This window comes from Streptomyces sp. DSM 15324 (assembly GCF_001514285.1).
Lineage (GTDB): Bacteria > Actinomycetota > Actinomycetes > Streptomycetales > Streptomycetaceae > Streptomyces.
The window spans coordinates 153,927-168,947 of record NZ_KQ949024.1; the positions used below are offsets into that span (position 1 = coordinate 153,927).

16 protein-coding genes are annotated in these 15,021 nt (G+C 73.3%); 10 read left to right on the top strand and 6 right to left on the bottom strand.

The window, feature by feature from the left end:
- Positions 1-158: 158 nt before the first annotated feature.
- The 10 genes from AQJ58_RS06930 (at position 159) to AQJ58_RS06975 (ending at position 8,868) form a co-directional block, all read left to right on the top strand.
- A complete protein-coding gene (locus AQJ58_RS06930; protein ID WP_199844541.1) occupies positions 159-1,835 on the top strand; it encodes an FAD-dependent oxidoreductase in 1,677 nt (558 codons plus the stop codon).
- 195 nt (positions 1,836-2,030) lie between these two features.
- Positions 2,031-2,609 (top strand): hypothetical protein, encoded by a 579-nt coding sequence (locus AQJ58_RS06935; protein WP_067246155.1) that lies wholly within the window; start codon positions 2,031-2,033, stop codon positions 2,607-2,609.
- A gap of 118 nt (positions 2,610-2,727) precedes the next feature.
- Positions 2,728-3,441 carry a class F sortase gene (locus tag AQJ58_RS06940; RefSeq protein ID WP_067246158.1) on the top strand — a complete coding sequence of 238 codons (714 nt, stop codon included), beginning with the start codon at positions 2,728-2,730 and terminating at the stop codon, positions 3,439-3,441.
- Between the two features lie 179 nt (positions 3,442-3,620).
- Complete coding sequence (locus tag AQJ58_RS06945; protein ID WP_067246159.1) at positions 3,621-4,718, top strand: SchA/CurD-like domain-containing protein; 1,098 nt, start codon at positions 3,621-3,623, stop codon at positions 4,716-4,718.
- Between the two features lie 54 nt (positions 4,719-4,772).
- On the top strand, positions 4,773-5,174 hold the full coding sequence (locus AQJ58_RS06950; protein ID WP_067246162.1) for a cupin domain-containing protein: 402 nt from the start codon (positions 4,773-4,775) through the stop codon (positions 5,172-5,174).
- Positions 5,171-6,436: a beta-ketoacyl-[acyl-carrier-protein] synthase family protein gene (locus AQJ58_RS06955; RefSeq protein ID WP_067246164.1), complete on the top strand. Its 1,266-nt coding sequence runs from the start codon at positions 5,171-5,173 to the stop codon at positions 6,434-6,436. The genes AQJ58_RS06950 and AQJ58_RS06955 overlap by 4 nt, the downstream gene beginning before the upstream one ends.
- Before the next feature lie 7 nt (positions 6,437-6,443).
- Positions 6,444-7,697 carry a ketosynthase chain-length factor gene (locus AQJ58_RS06960; protein ID WP_067247659.1) on the top strand — a complete coding sequence of 418 codons (1,254 nt, stop codon included), beginning with the start codon at positions 6,444-6,446 and terminating at the stop codon, positions 7,695-7,697.
- 74 nt (positions 7,698-7,771) lie between these two features.
- Positions 7,772-8,029, top strand: coding sequence for an acyl carrier protein (locus tag AQJ58_RS06965; RefSeq protein ID WP_067246167.1), 258 nt, complete (start codon positions 7,772-7,774; stop codon positions 8,027-8,029).
- A gap of 4 nt (positions 8,030-8,033) precedes the next feature.
- Entirely contained in the window at positions 8,034-8,513 is a 480-nt protein-coding gene (locus AQJ58_RS06970; RefSeq protein ID WP_067246169.1) for an SRPBCC family protein, read from the top strand.
- Positions 8,514-8,535: 22 nt separating this feature from the next.
- A complete protein-coding gene (locus AQJ58_RS06975) occupies positions 8,536-8,868 on the top strand; it encodes a TcmI family type II polyketide cyclase (protein ID WP_067246171.1) in 333 nt (110 codons plus the stop codon).
- Between the two features lie 69 nt (positions 8,869-8,937).
- Here the strand turns inward: AQJ58_RS06975 and AQJ58_RS06980 are convergent, their stop codons facing one another.
- From AQJ58_RS06980 to AQJ58_RS07005, 6 genes are all read right to left on the bottom strand, one after another.
- Positions 8,938-9,966, bottom strand: a complete 1,029-nt coding sequence (locus tag AQJ58_RS06980) for a methyltransferase (RefSeq protein ID WP_067246174.1) — start codon at positions 9,964-9,966, stop codon at positions 8,938-8,940.
- Positions 9,967-10,014: 48 nt separating this feature from the next.
- The gene (locus tag AQJ58_RS06985; protein WP_067246176.1) at positions 10,015-11,088 is read right to left on the bottom strand and encodes a right-handed parallel beta-helix repeat-containing protein; all 1,074 of its coding nucleotides are present in this window, start codon (positions 11,086-11,088) and stop codon (positions 10,015-10,017) included.
- Positions 11,089-11,152: 64 nt separating this feature from the next.
- Entirely contained in the window at positions 11,153-11,662 is a 510-nt protein-coding gene (locus AQJ58_RS06990) for an O-acetyl-ADP-ribose deacetylase (protein WP_067246178.1), read from the bottom strand.
- Positions 11,663-11,714: 52 nt separating this feature from the next.
- Positions 11,715-13,127 carry a phytoene desaturase family protein gene (locus AQJ58_RS06995; protein ID WP_067246180.1) on the bottom strand — a complete coding sequence of 471 codons (1,413 nt, stop codon included), beginning with the start codon at positions 13,125-13,127 and terminating at the stop codon, positions 11,715-11,717.
- A 592-nt stretch (positions 13,128-13,719) separates the two neighbouring features.
- On the bottom strand, positions 13,720-14,586 hold the full coding sequence (locus AQJ58_RS07000) for an inositol monophosphatase family protein (RefSeq protein ID WP_067246183.1): 867 nt from the start codon (positions 14,584-14,586) through the stop codon (positions 13,720-13,722).
- Between the two features lie 125 nt (positions 14,587-14,711).
- On the bottom strand, positions 14,712-15,002 hold the full coding sequence (locus tag AQJ58_RS07005; protein ID WP_067246186.1) for a hypothetical protein: 291 nt from the start codon (positions 15,000-15,002) through the stop codon (positions 14,712-14,714).
- Positions 15,003-15,021 lie beyond the last annotated feature (19 nt).

A 15,021-nucleotide genomic window follows, 5' to 3' on the forward strand; every position in this document is an offset into this window, starting at 1 on the left:
CGTCAGCACGGTGAATCGGGTGGGTCAAGCGGGTGAAGCGGCTGCGGCCCGAGGCGGTGTCCGCCGTGCGGGGCAATGCATGAAGACCGCGGACCCATTCCGGTGGAGTCGGCCGACATGAATGCCTGGAGGCGAGTGATGAAGGAATGACGAACGAGATGGCCGGCGAAGCCGGCGAGAGGGTCCACAGGGTCCCGGTCCTCATCGTCGGCGGTTCCCTGGTGGGCCTGTCGACGTCCCTGTTCCTGGGTCGGCTGGGGGTGCGGCACACCCTGGTGGAGCGCCACGCCGGCACCTCCGTCCACCCGCGCGGCCGCGGCAACAACGTCCGCACGATGGAGCTGTTCCGGGTGGCCGGAGCCGAACCGGGGATCCACCGGGCCGCGGCGACGCTGGCCGAGAACCACGGCATCCTGCAGACGCCCACCCTGGTCGGCGACGCGGGCGAGTGGCTCTTCAAGGACATCGACCCGGGCGGCGGCCTGGCCCGGTTCAGTCCGAGCGGCTGGTGCCTGTGCAGCCAGAACGACCTGGAGCCGGTCCTGCGCGACCGGGCGGCGGAACTCGGCGGCGATCTGCGCTTCCACACCGAGCTGATGTCCTTCGACGCCGACGACCAGGGCGTCACCGCGCTGGTCAAGAGCCGGGACACCGGCGAGCACACCACCGTCCGCGCGGACTACCTGGTCGCCGCCGACGGCCCGCGCAGCCCCGTGCGGGAGGCGCTCGGCATCGGGCAGAGCGGCCCCGGCGACCTGTTCCACAACATCAGCATGACGTTCCGCTCGCGCCGGCTCGCCGAGGTGGTGGGCGAGCGCCGCTTCATCGTCTGCTACCTCACCGAGCCGGACGCCGACGGCGCGCTGCTGCCCGTGGACAACCGCGAGAACTGGGTCTTCCACGCCCCCTGGCACCCCGAACACGGCGAGACGATGGAGGAGTTCACCGACGAACGCTGCATCGCGCACATCCGCCGGGCGGTCGGGGTCCCCGACCTGGACGTGGAGATCACCGGCAAGGCGCCCTGGCACGCCGCCCAGCGGGTGACCCGCGCCTACCGGTCGGGGCGGGTGTTCCTGGCCGGCGACTCGGCGCACGAGATGTCCCCCACCGGCGCGTTCGGCTCCAACACCGGCATCCAGGACGCCCACAACCTCGCCTGGAAGCTGGCCGCGGTGCTCGGCGGCTGGGCCGGCGACGGGCTCCTCGACACCTACGACGCCGAGCGCCGGCCGGTCGCGGAGGCCACCAGCGCCCGCGCCGCCGCCCGCTCGGCCGAGCACAGCCACCCCGGCTTCGCCCCGCCGCCCGGCGCAGGGGCCGGCGGACCCCAGCGCGGCATCCTGAACGTGGCCCTCGGCTACCGCTATCCGCGCGGCGCCGTCGCCGGCGCCGACCCGGCGGCCCCCGTCGTCCCGGACGGGCTCTCCCTGACCGGGGAGCCCGGCAGCAGGGCACCGCACCTGTGGGTACGGCGCGCGGGCGAGCGGATCTCCACGCTCGACCTGTACGAGCGCACCCTGGTCCTGCTCAGCGACGCCGACGACACGGACGGCGGCGGTGAGCCGAGCGCCTGGCAGGAGGCCGCCGCCCGCCTCGCCGACCGGGAGGCGATCCCGCTGACCCCGTACCGGGTGGGCACCGGTCGCGACGCCGACCTGACCCCGCTGGAGGGTCCCGCGGGCACCGACTGGCGCGCCGCGCACGGCGTCGGCCCCGGGGGCGCCGTCCTCGTCCGGCCGGACGGATTCGTCGCCTGGCGCTCCCCCGGTCCGGTCGCGGACCCCCAGTCGACGCTGCGTCAGGTACTGGACACCGTCCTGTCCTTGCCCTGACCCGCGCCCCCCCGCACCACCTCGGCCGGCAGCCCTCGCGCTGCCGGCCGACTCGTTTGGCGGGGCCCGTTCACCCGCGTGACCGCCCCGAGTGGTGGGCGGCGGCGGTGTGACTGACGGTGGATCACGTCAGGGCCGGGTCATCCCAGCTGACGAAGCACCAGCTGCCCGGCCGTGGCGGAAGGATCCCCGCACATGCGTTCTGCTCGCATCATCCTGGCCAGCGCGGCGGCCTCGGCCGTCCTCGCCCTCACCGCGCCCGGCGCCTTCGCGGCCGACGGCGACTGGGAGAAGGGCGACTCGTCCTACAGCAAGAAGGACGAGTCGTCGACCAAGGAGGACTCCTGGAACAAGGACGACTCCGCCAAGGACGACTCCTCCTGGAGCAAGGAGGACTCCGGCAAGGAGGACTCCGGCAAGGAGCACGGCAAGCCCCACGGCGGTGTGCACACCGGCGGCGGCGCCCTGACCCTCGTGACCGACGGCCACGAGAAGGGCGGCAAGGAGTGGAGCAAGGAGGACGGCTCCAAGGAGGAGTCCTGGAGCAAGGACGACTCGTCCAAGGACTCCTGGAACAAGGACGACTCCTCGTGGAGCAAGGAGGACGGTGAGGACTCCTGGAGCGGCAAGGACAAGCCCCACGGCGGTGTGCACACCGGCGGTGGCGCCCTGGCCGCTCCGGCCGTGACCGCGGGCGGTCTGGCCGTCCTCGCGGTCGCCGGGGCCGGTCTGTACGGCGTGCGCCGTAAGAAGTCGGCCCACGGCCTGGCCTGACCATGCCGGACGCGATAGAGCCGCGGCCGCCACCGGTGCATCGTGTGGCGGCCGCCCGGCCGCATCCCGGCCCCGCCCGTCCGCCCCCGCAGACCTGCCCTGTCCGAGGTGTTCCCCGATGGCAGTCCCCCCTCCCTCCCCCGCCGCCGCCGAGCAGGGCGGCCAGGAGTCCCGCTCCACGCTGACCGTGCTGTGCGCCGTGGCGCTGCTGATCCTGGCGGTGAGCCTGATCGGCGGCAACGACGCGTCGTCCTCCGGCTCCCCCTCGCTCCCGCCGCAGGCCCGGCAGGCACCCCAGGTCTCCGGGACCGCCCTCGCCCCGGCGCCACCGCGGTCCTCCACCCCCGGCGCCGGTGCCGCCCAGCCGGTGGGCCGGCATCTGCCCCGTTCCCGGCCGGTCCGGCTGCGCATCCCGCGGATCTCGGTCGACGCCCCCTTCACGGACCTCTCCCTCAACGCCGAGGGACAGCTCCAGGCCCCGCCCCCGGACGACACCAACCTCGTCGGCTGGCACGCCGCCGGCCCCTCCCCGGGCGAGCGCGGCACCGCGATCATCGCCGGTCACGTCGACACCAAGACCTCCGCCGCCGTCTTCGCCGGGTTGCAGTACCTGAGGAAGGGCGACGTCTTCGACGTGCTGCGGGCCGACCGCAGCGTCGCGCACTTCGAGGTCGACGACACCGAGACGTTCGCCAAGGACGACTTCCCGAGCGAGCGGGTCTACGCCGACACACCACGGGCCGAGGCCCGGCTGATCACCTGCGCCGGCGACTACGACCACTCGGTCAAGGACTACAAGGACAACCTGGTCGTCTTCGCCCACCTCCGATGAACCGTCACCCGGCCCGTCACCCCAAGGAGTGAGCGGTCACCCGCGTAGTCCCCACCGAATCGCGCGCCCGCGGGCAGCGGCCCACGATCGAGTCACGCCCACCGCGCGGACGGTGACCCCGCCCTGCGGCAGCGCGGGCGAAGACCACCGCCCCTTCCCGCGAAGGAGATGTGCCCCGCATGACCACCACGCCCGCTCCCGCCTCCGCCCCCCTCACCCGCCGTGTGTCGCAGCGGGTCTCCCAGTCCGTGTTCGACGGCTCCCGGCTCCGGGTCGTCCTGCTCGTGGACGTCCACGACGGCGCCCAGCAGCAGTTCCTGGAGGCCTACGAGCAGCTCTGCAACCAGGTCGCCTCCGTGCCCGGCCATGTCAGCGACCAGCTCTGCCAGTCGATCGAGAACCCCTCCCAGTGGCTGATCACCAGCGAGTGGGAGAGCGCCCCGCCGTTCCTCACCTGGGTGAACAGCGAGGAGCACGTGGAGATGGTCAAGCCGCTGCACAGCTGTGTCCGCGACACCCGCAGCCTGCGCTTCCACGTCGTACGGGAGACGGGCGGGCCGGCGTCGGCCGCCGCGCGCAGCCTGCAGACCGCGCCCCGGATGGGGGACGGCGTGATCCGGCACGCGCTCACCTTCACCGTGAAGCCGGGCAGCGAGGAGGCCGTCGCGAAGATCCTCGCCGACTACGCCTCCCCCGAACCGAAGGTCGACGAGACCACCCGGCTGTGCCGCACCTCGCTGTTCATGCACGGCAACCGGGTGGTGCGGGCCGTCGAGGTGCGCGGCGACCTGCTCGCGGCGCTGCGCCACGTCGCCCGGCAGCCCGAGGTGCGGGCGGTCGAGGAGGCCATCAACCCCTACCTGGAGCAGGACCGGGACCTCGACGACCCGGACTCCGCGCGGGTCTTCTTCACCCGGGCTGCGCTGCCCGCCGTCCACCACGTGGCGGCGGACCAGGAGGACCCGAAGGCCGAGCGGCACGCCCTGTACTACCCCGCGAAGACCGGCCACGGTCTGGAGCTGGCCCGGCTGCTGGCCGAGCAGGACGAGGCCGCCGCGGACGACCCGACGTGCCCGGTGCTCAGCAGCACGATCTTCCAGCGCGACGACGTCGTGGTGCGCCTGGTGGACGTACGGCGCGGCGTCCACGCCGACGACCCCGCCCTGTCCCCGAAGGCGGCCGAGCTGAAGCGGCTGCTGGACGGCCGCGCCGCCCAGGGTGGCGCCGGGCCCACCCGGATGACCCTCGTCACCGACCGCCGCTCCCCCGGCGCCTGATCCGTCCCGCCCCCGCCCCCTCGGCACAGCACAGCACACGATCGGAGCAACGTCGTGATCAATTCCCGTCCCAGAGTCGTGGATCTCAGCGAGGTCGAGCCCAACACCCGGCGCGGCGGCGACCTGCGCGCCATGCTCACCCCGGCCACGGTCGGCTCCACCAGCGGTTTCATGGGCGTGGCCCTCATCCAGCCCGGTGACCGCATCGGCGAGCACTACCACCCGTACTCCGAGGAGTTCGTGTACGTCCTGTGCGGGCGGCTGGAGGTCGACCTGGACGGCGAGCCCGTCCCGCTCCAGCCGGAGCAGGGCCTGCTGATCCCCATGCACATGAAGCACCGCTTCCGCAATGTCGGCAAGGTGGAGGCGCGGATCGTCTTCCACCTGGGGCCGCTGGCCCCGAGCCCGCCGCTCGGTCACGTCGACACCGAGGAGACCGCCGAGGTCGTCTCATGAGCAGGCGGGTGGCGGTCACCGGCATAGGTGTGGTCGCACCCGGCGGCATCGGCGCACCGGCGTTCTGGGACCTGCTCTCGCACGGGCGGACCGCGACCCGGGGCATCACCTTCTTCGATCCGGCCGGCCTGCGGTCGCGGATCGCCGCCGAGTGCGACTTCGACCCGGCGGCCTCCGGTCTCGCCGCCGAGGAGGTCGCCCGCAGCGACCGGTACATACAGTTCGCGCTGGTCGCCGGGGAGGAGGCGGTGCGGGACTCGGGCCTCGACCTGGCCCGGGAGAACCCGTGGCGCATCGGGGTGTCGCTGGGCACCGCGGTCGGCGGCACCACCCGGCTGGAGCACGACTACGTCCTGGTCAGCCATCACGGGCAGCGCTGGGACGTCGACCAGGAGCGGGCGGAGCCGGAGCTGCACCGCGCGTTCACGCCCGCCACGCTCGCGGCCACGGTGGCCGAGCGGTTCGAGGCGCGCGGCCCGGTGCAGACGGTGTCCACCGGCTGCACCTCGGGGCTGGACGCCGTCGGATACGCCTTCCACACGATCGAGGAGGGCCGGGCCGACGTCTGCATAGCCGGCGCGTCGGACTCGCCGATCTCCCCGATCACCATGGCCTGCTTCGACGCGATCAAGGCGACGTCGCCGAACAACGACGACCCCGCCCATGCCTCGCGCCCCTTCGACGCCGACCGCAACGGCTTCGTGATGGGCGAGGGCGGCGCCGTCCTCGTCCTGGAGGAGCTGGAGCACGCGCGGGCCCGCGGGGCACGCGTGTACTGCGAGCTGAGCGGCTACGCCACCTTCGGCAACGCCTACCACATGACCGGCCTGACCAAGGAGGGCCTGGAGATGGCGCGGGCGATCGGCTTCGCCCTCGACCACGCCCGGCTCGACCCGACGGCCATCGACTACGTCAACGCGCACGGCTCGGGCACCCTGCAGAACGACCGTCATGAGACGGCCGCCGTGAAGCGGGCCCTGGGCCAGCACGCGTACGCGACCCCGATGAGCTCCATCAAGTCCATGGTGGGTCACTCGCTCGGCGCGATCGGCGCGATCGAGGTCGTCGCCTGTGTCCTGGCCATGGCCCACCAGGTGGTACCGCCCACCGCGAACTACGAGACCCCCGACCCCGAGTGCGACCTGGACTACGTGCCGCGGGTCGCGCGGGAACGGACGCTGGACAGCGTGCTCTCCGTGGGCAGCGGGTTCGGCGGGTTCCAGTCCGCGGTGGTCCTGACCCGGCCGAGGGAGAGGACATGAGGACATGATGAGCGCACCGCGTTCCCGGCGCGCCGTCGTCACCGGCATCGGTGTCGTCGCGCCGAACGGATCCAGCACCCAGGCCTTCTGGAAGGCCACGCAGGAAGGCATCAGCGTCCTGGACCGGATCACCCGCGAGGGGTGCGAGCACCTGCCGCTGCGGGTGGCCGGCGAGGTCCGGGACTTCGACGCGGCGGCCGCCGTCGAGGAGCGCTTCCTCGTCCAGACGGACCGGTTCACGCACTTCGCGATGGCCGCCGCCGATCTCGCGCTGGACGACGCGGGGCTCGGCCAGGCGGACACCGCCGAGGCCCCCTATTCCGTGGGGGTGGTCACCGCGGCCGGCAGCGGCGGCGGCGAGTTCGGGCAGCGCGAGCTCCAGCAGCTGTGGGGCAAGGGCAGCCGGTTCGTCGGGCCGTACCAGTCGATCGCCTGGTTCTACGCGGCGAGCACCGGCCAGATCTCGATCCGCCGCGGCTTCAAGGGCCCCTGCTCGGTCGTCGCGGCGGACGAGGCGGGCGGCCTGGACGCCCTCGCGCACGCGGCGCGGGCGGTACGGCGCGGCACGGATGTGCTGGTCACCGGTTCGACCGAGGCCCCGCTGGCCCCGTACTCGATGGTCTGCCAGCTCGGTTACGACGCGCTGAGCACCGTGGCGGAGCCGGAGCGCGCCTACCGGCCGTTCACCGACTCGGCGTGCGGGTTCGTGCCCGCCGAGGGCGGCGCCATGTTCGTCGTGGAGGCGCAGGCCTCGGCGCTGGAGCGGGGGGCCCGGGTGCGGGCCACCCTGGACGGGCACGCGGCGACGTTCACCGGCGCCGGCCGCTGGGAGCAGTCGCGGGAAGGACTCGCCCAGGCCGTCCGGGGCGCCCTGGACGAGGCGGGCTGCGCCCCGGAGGAGATCGACGTGGTCTTCGCCGACGCCCTCGGGGTGCCGGAGGCGGACCGGGCGGAGGCGCTCGCGATCGCCGACGCGCTCGGCGCGCACGGCCGCAGGGTGCCGGTGACGGCGCCGAAGACCGGCATCGGCCGGGCCTTCGGCGGGGCTCCGGTGCTGGACACGGCGGCCGCCGTGCTGGCGATGGAGCACGGTCTGATCCCGCCCACCCCCCATGTCTTCGACATCTGCCATGACCTCGACCTGGTGACCGGACGTGCCCGTGCCGCGGACATGCGCACGGCGCTGGTCCTCAGCCGGGGCCTCATGGGGTCGAACTCGGCGCTGGTGCTGCGGCACGGCGCCGCAGCCCACGCCTCGTAGCGGGGCGCGGCACTGCACAGCACGGCACTGCACAGCACTGCACAGCAGTGCACAGCACGAAGGAGAGGGATCGCATGAGTGACCGCATCACCCTGGACGAACTCGCCGGTCTGATGAAGAAGGCCGCCGGGATCACCGTGACACCGGAGCAGCTGAAGGAGCACGCGGACGGCGAGTTCGGCGAGCTCGGCATCGACTCGCTGGGCCTGCTCGGCATCGTGGGCGAGCTGGAGAACCGCTTCGGCGCGCCCCTGGACCTGGACATGGAGGCCTGCCGGACGCCCCGGCAGTTCGTCGACCGGGTCAACAGCGCGCTGCCGGCGGGGGCGTGACGCCATGACCGGACACACGCAGAACGAGATCACCATCGGCGCTCCGCTCGACCTGGTCTGGGACATGACCAACGACCTGGAGAACTGGCCGCGGCTGTTCAGTGAGTACGCGTCCGTGGAGATCCTCTCCCGCGAGGGACGCAGGACCACGTTCCGGCTGACCATGCACCCGGACGACAACGGCAAGGTCTGGAGCTGGGTCTCCGAGCGCGAGCCGAACCGCGAGACGCTCACCGTCCGCGCCCGGCGGGTGGAGACGGGACCGTTCGCCCACATGGACATCCACTGGCGGTACGAGGAGGTGCCGGCCGGGGTGCGGATGATCTGGACGCAGGACTTCGCGATGAAGCCGGACGCGCCGGTCGACGACGAGTGGATGACCGACAACATCAACCGGAACTCCAAGGTCCAGCTGGCCCTGATCCGGGACCGCATCGAGAAGGCCGCCGCGGAGCGCGGAACCACTCCTGGCCTGACCGACTGAGCCGGACGGAGGACACTCCCCCATGCACCAAGCCCTGATCGTCGCCCGTATGGCCCCGGGCTCCGCCCCCGACATCGCCCAGGTGTTCGAGGAGTCGGACCGGGGGGAGCTGCCGCATCTCGTCGGGGTCGCCCGGCGCAGTCTCTTCCAGTTCGGCGACGTGTACCTGCATCTGATCGAGTCGGAGCGCGACCCCGGCCCGGCCATCGCGAAGGTGACGAACCATCCCGAGTTCCGGGACGTCAGCGAGCGGCTGACGGCGTACGTCAGCGCGTACGACCCCGAGACCTGGCGTTCCCCGAAGGACGCCATGGCTCGGCGCTTCTACCTCTGGGAGCGCGAACCGGCCGGCTGAGTCCGCGCGCCGGTGTCACCGGTCGCCGGGTCCGCGACGCTGCGGACCCGGCGACCGGTGGTTCGGGGGTCAGCCGGGGACGTGGCAGTCGAAGGCGTGCAGATAGGGGTTGACGGGCCGGATGTCGTCGATGACCAGGCCCGCGTCGGTGAGCCGGCTCACCATGGACTCGGTGGTGTGTTTGGCACCGCCGACGTTGAGGAGCAGCAGCAGGTCCATGGCGGTGCTGAACCGCATGGAGGGGGTGTCGTCGACGAGGTTCTCGATGACGACGACCCGGGTGCCGGGGCCGCCCGCCCCGATGACGTTGGCGAGGGTCCTGGCGGTGGACTCGTCGTCCCACTCCAGGATGTTCTTGATGACGTAGACGTCGGCCTGGACGGGGACGGCCTTGCGGACGTCGCCGGGGACGATCCGGGCGCGGCCCGCGAGGTCGCCGCCCTCGCGCAGCCGCGGCACGGCGTTGTCGACCACGCGGGGCAGGTCGAGCAGGGTGCCCCGCATCGCCGGGTACTTGTCGAGCAGGCTGGCCACCACATGGCCCTGGCCGCCGCCGATGTCGGCGACCGAGGCGGCGCCGGACAAGTCGAGCAGGGCGGCGACCTCCCGTGCGGACTGTTCGCTGGAGGTGGTCATGGCCCGGTTGAAGACCTCGGCCGACTCGGGGGCGTCCTCGTTGAGGTAGGTGAAGAACTCCTTGCCGTAGAGGTCCTCCACGACGTTGTGGCCGGTGCGCACCGCCTCGTCCAGCTTGGGCCAGGCGTCCCAGGTCCAGGGTTCGGTGCACCACAGGGCGATGTTGCGCAGGCTGTGCGGGTCGTCCTCGCGCAGCAGCCGGGACATGTCGGTGTGGGCGAACATGCCGTCGGGGCGCTCGGCGAAGACTCCGTAGCAGGACAGGGCGCGCAGCAGCCGGCGCAGCGGCTTCGGCTCGGTCTTCACCGCGGCCGCGAGGTCCTCCACGGTCATGGGGGCCTCGCCGAGGGCGTCGGCGACGCCGAGCCGGGCCGAGGCACGCAGGGCGGCGGCACATGCCGCCCCGAACACGAGCTCCCGCAGCCGCATGGGTGGGGGCGGGGCGCTTTGAGCGGTCGTCATGTGCCGCCTTTCTTCTCGGGGGAACCTGTCAGGGGGACGGGTGTCCGGTCAGCACAGGCCCGCGGGCCGGGAGGCCTTGCAGGAGTTGCGCTCGAAGGTGTTGCCCTTGCCCTCGGTGTCGGTGACGACGAGGTCGGCCGGCGCGTTGCCGGACAGGGTGTTGTCGGTGATCCGGTTCCGGTCGCTGGTGGTGCCCACGAAGCTCTTCAGCAGGACGATGCCGCCGGACAGCGAGGAGGTGCCGGCGTTGTCGCGGATCACGTTGTGGGTGATCACGCTGTCCTCGGCGCCGGTGAGGACGATGCCGGTGCCCTGGAGGGCGTCGAGCCGGGCCGTCTTCGGGCAGGACTTGTTGTTGGCGACGATGCGGTTGTCGCGGACGGTGACGAGGCCGGCCTTGGGCTTGTTCTCGTCGCCGACGACGAAGACGGCCGCGCAGTTGCCGGTCATCTCGTTGCGGGCGACGGTGAGGTCGCGCAGCCGGCGGACGGTGACGCCGATCCGGTTGCCCTCCAGCTTGTTGCCCAGGACCCGGGTGCCGCGGGTGTCGGTGGCACCCTGCTCCTCCTTGACGTTGTTGGCGAGGAACAGTCCGGCGTCGCCGTTGTCGCGGGCGGTGTTGGCGCGCAGGACGGTGCGCTCGGAGGCCTCGGTGGCGATGCCCCAGACGCCGTTCTTCTCGGCCGTGACGTGACGTACGGTCAGTTTGTCGGTGGCGGTGGCGTACACGCCGTTCTTGGTGAAGCCGGTGACGGTCAGTCCGGCGACGGTGACGTCCTTGACCTTGTGGTTCTTGGTGCCGGTCACGCAGATGCCGTTGCCGTCGGCGGCGCAGGTGCCGACGGCCTTCTTCTTGGCCGGAGCCGGGCTCAGCACGGCCCGGGGGCCGCCGGCCAGCGTCACTCCGTCGGTGGCGATGGTGACGCTCTCGCGGTAGGTCCCGGCGGTCACGTACACGGTGTCGCCGGGGGCGGCGGCGTCCACCGCCTTCTGGATGGATTGTCCCGGCCGGACCACATGGGTCACGTGGTGGGGGTGCACGGCGGCCGCCGGGGCGGCACCGAGCCCCGTCCCGACGATCGCGGCGGTGCACGCCAGGTACAGAACATGGCATTTCGTCATATTTCAGAAGATATGTCCGATGGTTGCGGAAGCCGCGGCATGGGCCGTCCGGCGGCGTGTCCTCTCATCCGGCCTGCCGCGCGAACGCCGCGTACGCCCGCTCGTCGAACAGCACGAACCTGATCTCCTCGACCCGGGTCGGCGTGGTGCGCACCGTCTCCACCGCGACGCGGGCGGCGTCGTCCAGCGGCCAGCCGTAGATGCCGGCCGAGACGGCGGGGAAGGCGACGGTACGGGCGCCCAGTTCGTCCGCGACGCGCAGGGACTCGCGGTAGCAGGAGGCCAGCAGGTCGGAGCGGTCCTCGTCGGCGCTGTACACGGGGCCCACGGTGTGGATCACCCAGCGGGCGTCCAGCCGGCCGGCGGTGGTGGCGACCGCCTGGCCGGTGGGCAGGCCCCTGCCGTAGTGCGAGGCGCGCAGGCGACGGCAGTCGGCGAGGATCTCGGGGCCGCCCCGGCGGTGGATGGCGCCGTCGACGCCGCCGCCGCCGAGGAGCGAGGAGTTGGCCGCGTTGACGAGGGCGTCCACGGACTGGCCGGTGATGTCGCCCTGGACGAGCGTGATGGTGGTCATGGCTGTGTATACCAACCGGCCGCCCCGGTCGGCCCGCGCATGTGTGCAGGTGTCAGGACTGGGCGCGCAGCCTGCGCCACACCGCCTTCGCCGCGTTGTGACCCGACATGCCGTGGACGCCGGGGCCCGGCGGGGTGGACGAGGAGCAGAGGAACACCGCCGGGTGCGGGGTGGCGTACGGGCGCAGGGAGAGCTTGGGGCGCAGCAGGAGCTGGAGGCCGGTGGCGGCGCCGGCGGCGATGTCGCCGCCGACGTAGTTGGCGTTGCGGGCGGCGAGTTCGGCCGGTCCCGCGATCGCGCGGGCCAGGACGCGGTCGCGGAATCCCGGTGCGAAGCGCTCCAGTTGGCGTTCGACGGCGTCGGTGAGGTCGCCGGTCCAGCCGTTGGGCACATGCCCGTAGGCCCAGAAGACCTGCTTGCCCGCCGGGGCGCGGGTGGGGTCGACGACGGTGGGCTGGACCGTGATCAGGAAGGGGCGCTCGGGTGCGCGGCCCTCCTGGGACGCGGCGCGCAGGGCGGTGCGGATCTCGGTGCTGTCGGCGGCGATCTGCACGGTCCCGGCCACCCGGGCCTCGGGCGCGGTCCAGGGGACCGGGCCGTCGAGCGCGTAGTCGACCTTGAAGGCGGCGGCGCCGTAGCGGTAGCGGGCGTAGTGGCTGCCGAATCCGGCGATACGGGCGAGGGCGGTGGGGGTGGTGTCGAAGACGTAGGCGCGGGCCGGGGGCAGGTCGTCGAGGCGCTTGACCTCGTAGTCGGTGTGGACGCTGCCGCCGAGGTCCTTCAGGTACGCGGCGAGGGCGTCGGAGATGGCCTGGGAGCCGCCGCGGGCCAGCGGCCAGCCGCGGGCGTGCGCGGCGAGGGCGAAGACCAGGCCGACGGCGCCGGTGGCGAGGCCGCCGAGCGGGGCCATGACATGGGCGACGAGTCCGGCGAAGAGGGTCCTGGCCGGTTCGTCGCGGAAGCGGCGCATGAGCAGGGTGGACGGGGGCAGTCCGGCCAGGCCGAAGCGGGCCAGGGTGACCGGGTCGCGCGGGAGCGCGGTGAGCGGCAGCGACATGAAGTCGCGGACGAGGGTGTCCCAGTGGGGCAGGAACGGCTCGACGAGCCGACGGTAGGTGCCGGCGTCGCGCGGGCCGAAGGAGGCGGCGGTCTCGGCGACCGAGCGGGAGAGCACGGCGGCGGTGCCGTCGGGGAACGGGTGCGCCATGGGCAGCTCGGCGTGCAGCCACTCCAGGCCGTACCGCTTGAGGGGCAGGGCGCGGAACGCGGGTGAGTTGATGCCGAGGGGGTGGGCCGCGGCACAGGGGTCGTGCCGGAAGCCGGGGAGGGTGAGCTCCTCGGTGCGGCATCCCCCGCCCACGGTATCGCGGGCCTCGAACAGCGCCACGGAGAAGCCGCGCCGGGCCAGCTCCACTGCGGCGGTGAGCCCGTTGGGCCCCGCCCCCACCACGACCGCATCGAGCATCGACGGCACTTCCGACCCCTTCGTCAGCGGGCGGCCCCCGCAGCCCGGCGGCCTCCGGGTTCAGGATATGCCGGGGGTACGACACCCCGCCGAGGGCACCCGTCCCCGGCCGCCACCCCGACATCGGACGCACCGCCCCCGCCGGGTACGGCGCCTGCCGCCCGGCCCCGCTCAGCAGCACCGGCCGGCCCACCGACGGCGAAGCCGACGGCCGAGGCCGGGCCCGCCACCGACGGCCGGGCCGGCGTCGACGGCCGGCCCGGCAGGCCGGTCGACCCACAGCGGACGGCAGGCCCGCGGAGGCCGGTTGACTCGCGGTGCACGGTCAGCCAGGCGGCGCCAGTCAGCCCGAGGCAGACGGCCGGCCTGCGGAGGCCGGTCAGCCCCCAGCGGACGCTCGGCCCGGGGGCAACGGCCGCCGCGCGGAGGGAGGCGGCCCCCGAAGGCCGGTTAGCCCGGGGAGACGGGTCGCCCCCCGGAGGCCGATCAGCCGACAGTGGACGGCCGGCCCGCGGTCGACGCTCGGCCCGCCACCGACGCCCGCCCCGGCGGCAACGGCCGGCCCGCGCAAGCCGGTCCCCGCGGCGGCAGGTCAGCCCGCAGCAGCCGGTCCGCCCGCCAGGAGGTTCGCCACGTGGCGGGCGGTGGTCGCGTCGCGGGCGGCCGTGAAGGGCAGGGAGTTGCCGCCGGTGATGCGGAACGGCTCACCGGTGAGGGTCAGATGGGCGCCGCCCGCCTCCTCGACCAGCAGCAGTCCGGCCGCGTGGTCCCAGGCGGCCTCCCAGGAGAAGGCTGTCGCGTCCAACTCGCCCCGGGCTATGGCGAGATACTCCAGCCCGGCCGATCCGCAGGGGCGGGGCGCGACGCCCTCCGTGCGCAGCGCGAGCAGGGCGCGCTTCTGGTCGTCGGTGGTGTAGTCCGGGTGCGACGTGGCCACCACCAGGTCACGGCCGGGCGCGGGCGGTCCGGCGAACAGCCGCTCCCCGTCGAGGAAGGCGCCGCCGCCGCGCACCGCGGTGGCGAGCCGGTCGCGGGCCGGGGCGTAGGTCCAGGAGGCGAGGAGGACACCGCGGTGGACGAGGGCGACCAGGGTGCAGAAGCCCTCCTCGCCGCGGACGAACTGCCGGGTGCCGTCGACCGGGTCGACGATCCACACCGGTGCGTCGCGCCGGATCGCCTCGTACGACGCCGGGTCGGCGTGGACCGCCTCCTCGCCGACGACGACCGAGCCGGGCAGCAGGGCACCGAGGACCCCGGTGAGGAACAGCTCGGCGCCCCGGTCGGCGTCGGTCACCAGGTCGTGGGGACCGCTCTTCTGGTCGACCTCGTGGTCGGCGAGCTGCCGGAAGCGGGGCATGATCTCGGCCGCGGCGGCCTTGCGGACCGCTTCCTCCACGTCGGCCGAGTGACGGGCGAGAAACGCGCCGAAGCCGTCGAGGGGCTCCCTGTCTTCGATCATGTCTCCATGAGAGCACGCCCCACTGACAATCCGGACCCGGCCGGTGCACTCCGGGCGGAATCGGGATGAAGAACGGGTGCGGGGCCCGCACGGCTCACCCGCGGTCAGCGGTCAGCGGTCAGCGGTCAGCGGTCAGCGGCCCACCGCGTACCCCTGCATCCCGCGCCGTTCGCCGCGGCCGACAGGATGCCGGTCCACCGGTCGCGGGCGCGCCGCTGGTGTCCCGCGTGCCGGGCGGCCTGGCGGAGCAGTGCCTCGGCGACGAAGCCGGTGCGCCACACCTCCCGCCCGACCTCTATGCGCACCTCGCGGTCTCGGCGGCCCCGGCGGTCCCGGCGGTCTTGCGAGGCCGGCCAGTGCGTGGAGGACACCATGCCGAAGGTGCCCTGGAGGGTGGGGCGGGTGGTGAAGCTCATCCCGGCAGGCTAGCCGCCC

Excerpts from the sequence above, each read along its gene's own strand:
- AQJ58_RS06970 (WP_067246169.1), top strand. The coding sequence starts at position 8,034 with ATGACCGGACACACGCAGAACGAGATCACCATCGGCGCTCCGCTCGAC.
- AQJ58_RS06985 (WP_067246176.1), bottom strand. The coding sequence starts at position 11,088 with ATGACGAAATGCCATGTTCTGTACCTGGCGTGCACCGCCGCGATCGTC.
- AQJ58_RS07000 (WP_067246183.1), bottom strand. The coding sequence starts at position 14,586 with ATGATCGAAGACAGGGAGCCCCTCGACGGCTTCGGCGCGTTTCTCGCC.
- AQJ58_RS06940 (WP_067246158.1), top strand. The coding sequence starts at position 2,728 with ATGGCAGTCCCCCCTCCCTCCCCCGCCGCCGCCGAGCAGGGCGGCCAG.
- AQJ58_RS06980 (WP_067246174.1), bottom strand. The coding sequence starts at position 9,966 with ATGACGACCGCTCAAAGCGCCCCGCCCCCACCCATGCGGCTGCGGGAG.
- AQJ58_RS06965 (WP_067246167.1), top strand. The coding sequence starts at position 7,772 with ATGAGTGACCGCATCACCCTGGACGAACTCGCCGGTCTGATGAAGAAG.
- AQJ58_RS06955 (WP_067246164.1), top strand. The coding sequence starts at position 5,171 with ATGAGCAGGCGGGTGGCGGTCACCGGCATAGGTGTGGTCGCACCCGGC.
- AQJ58_RS07005 (WP_067246186.1), bottom strand. The coding sequence starts at position 15,002 with ATGAGCTTCACCACCCGCCCCACCCTCCAGGGCACCTTCGGCATGGTG.
- AQJ58_RS06995 (WP_067246180.1), bottom strand. The coding sequence starts at position 13,127 with ATGCTCGATGCGGTCGTGGTGGGGGCGGGGCCCAACGGGCTCACCGCC.
- AQJ58_RS06990 (WP_067246178.1), bottom strand. The coding sequence starts at position 11,662 with ATGACCACCATCACGCTCGTCCAGGGCGACATCACCGGCCAGTCCGTG.
- AQJ58_RS06935 (WP_067246155.1), top strand. The coding sequence starts at position 2,031 with ATGCGTTCTGCTCGCATCATCCTGGCCAGCGCGGCGGCCTCGGCCGTC.
- AQJ58_RS06975 (WP_067246171.1), top strand. The coding sequence starts at position 8,536 with ATGCACCAAGCCCTGATCGTCGCCCGTATGGCCCCGGGCTCCGCCCCC.
- AQJ58_RS06960 (WP_067247659.1), top strand. The coding sequence starts at position 6,444 with ATGAGCGCACCGCGTTCCCGGCGCGCCGTCGTCACCGGCATCGGTGTC.
- AQJ58_RS06930 (WP_199844541.1), top strand. The coding sequence starts at position 159 with ATGGCCGGCGAAGCCGGCGAGAGGGTCCACAGGGTCCCGGTCCTCATC.
- AQJ58_RS06945 (WP_067246159.1), top strand. The coding sequence starts at position 3,621 with ATGACCACCACGCCCGCTCCCGCCTCCGCCCCCCTCACCCGCCGTGTG.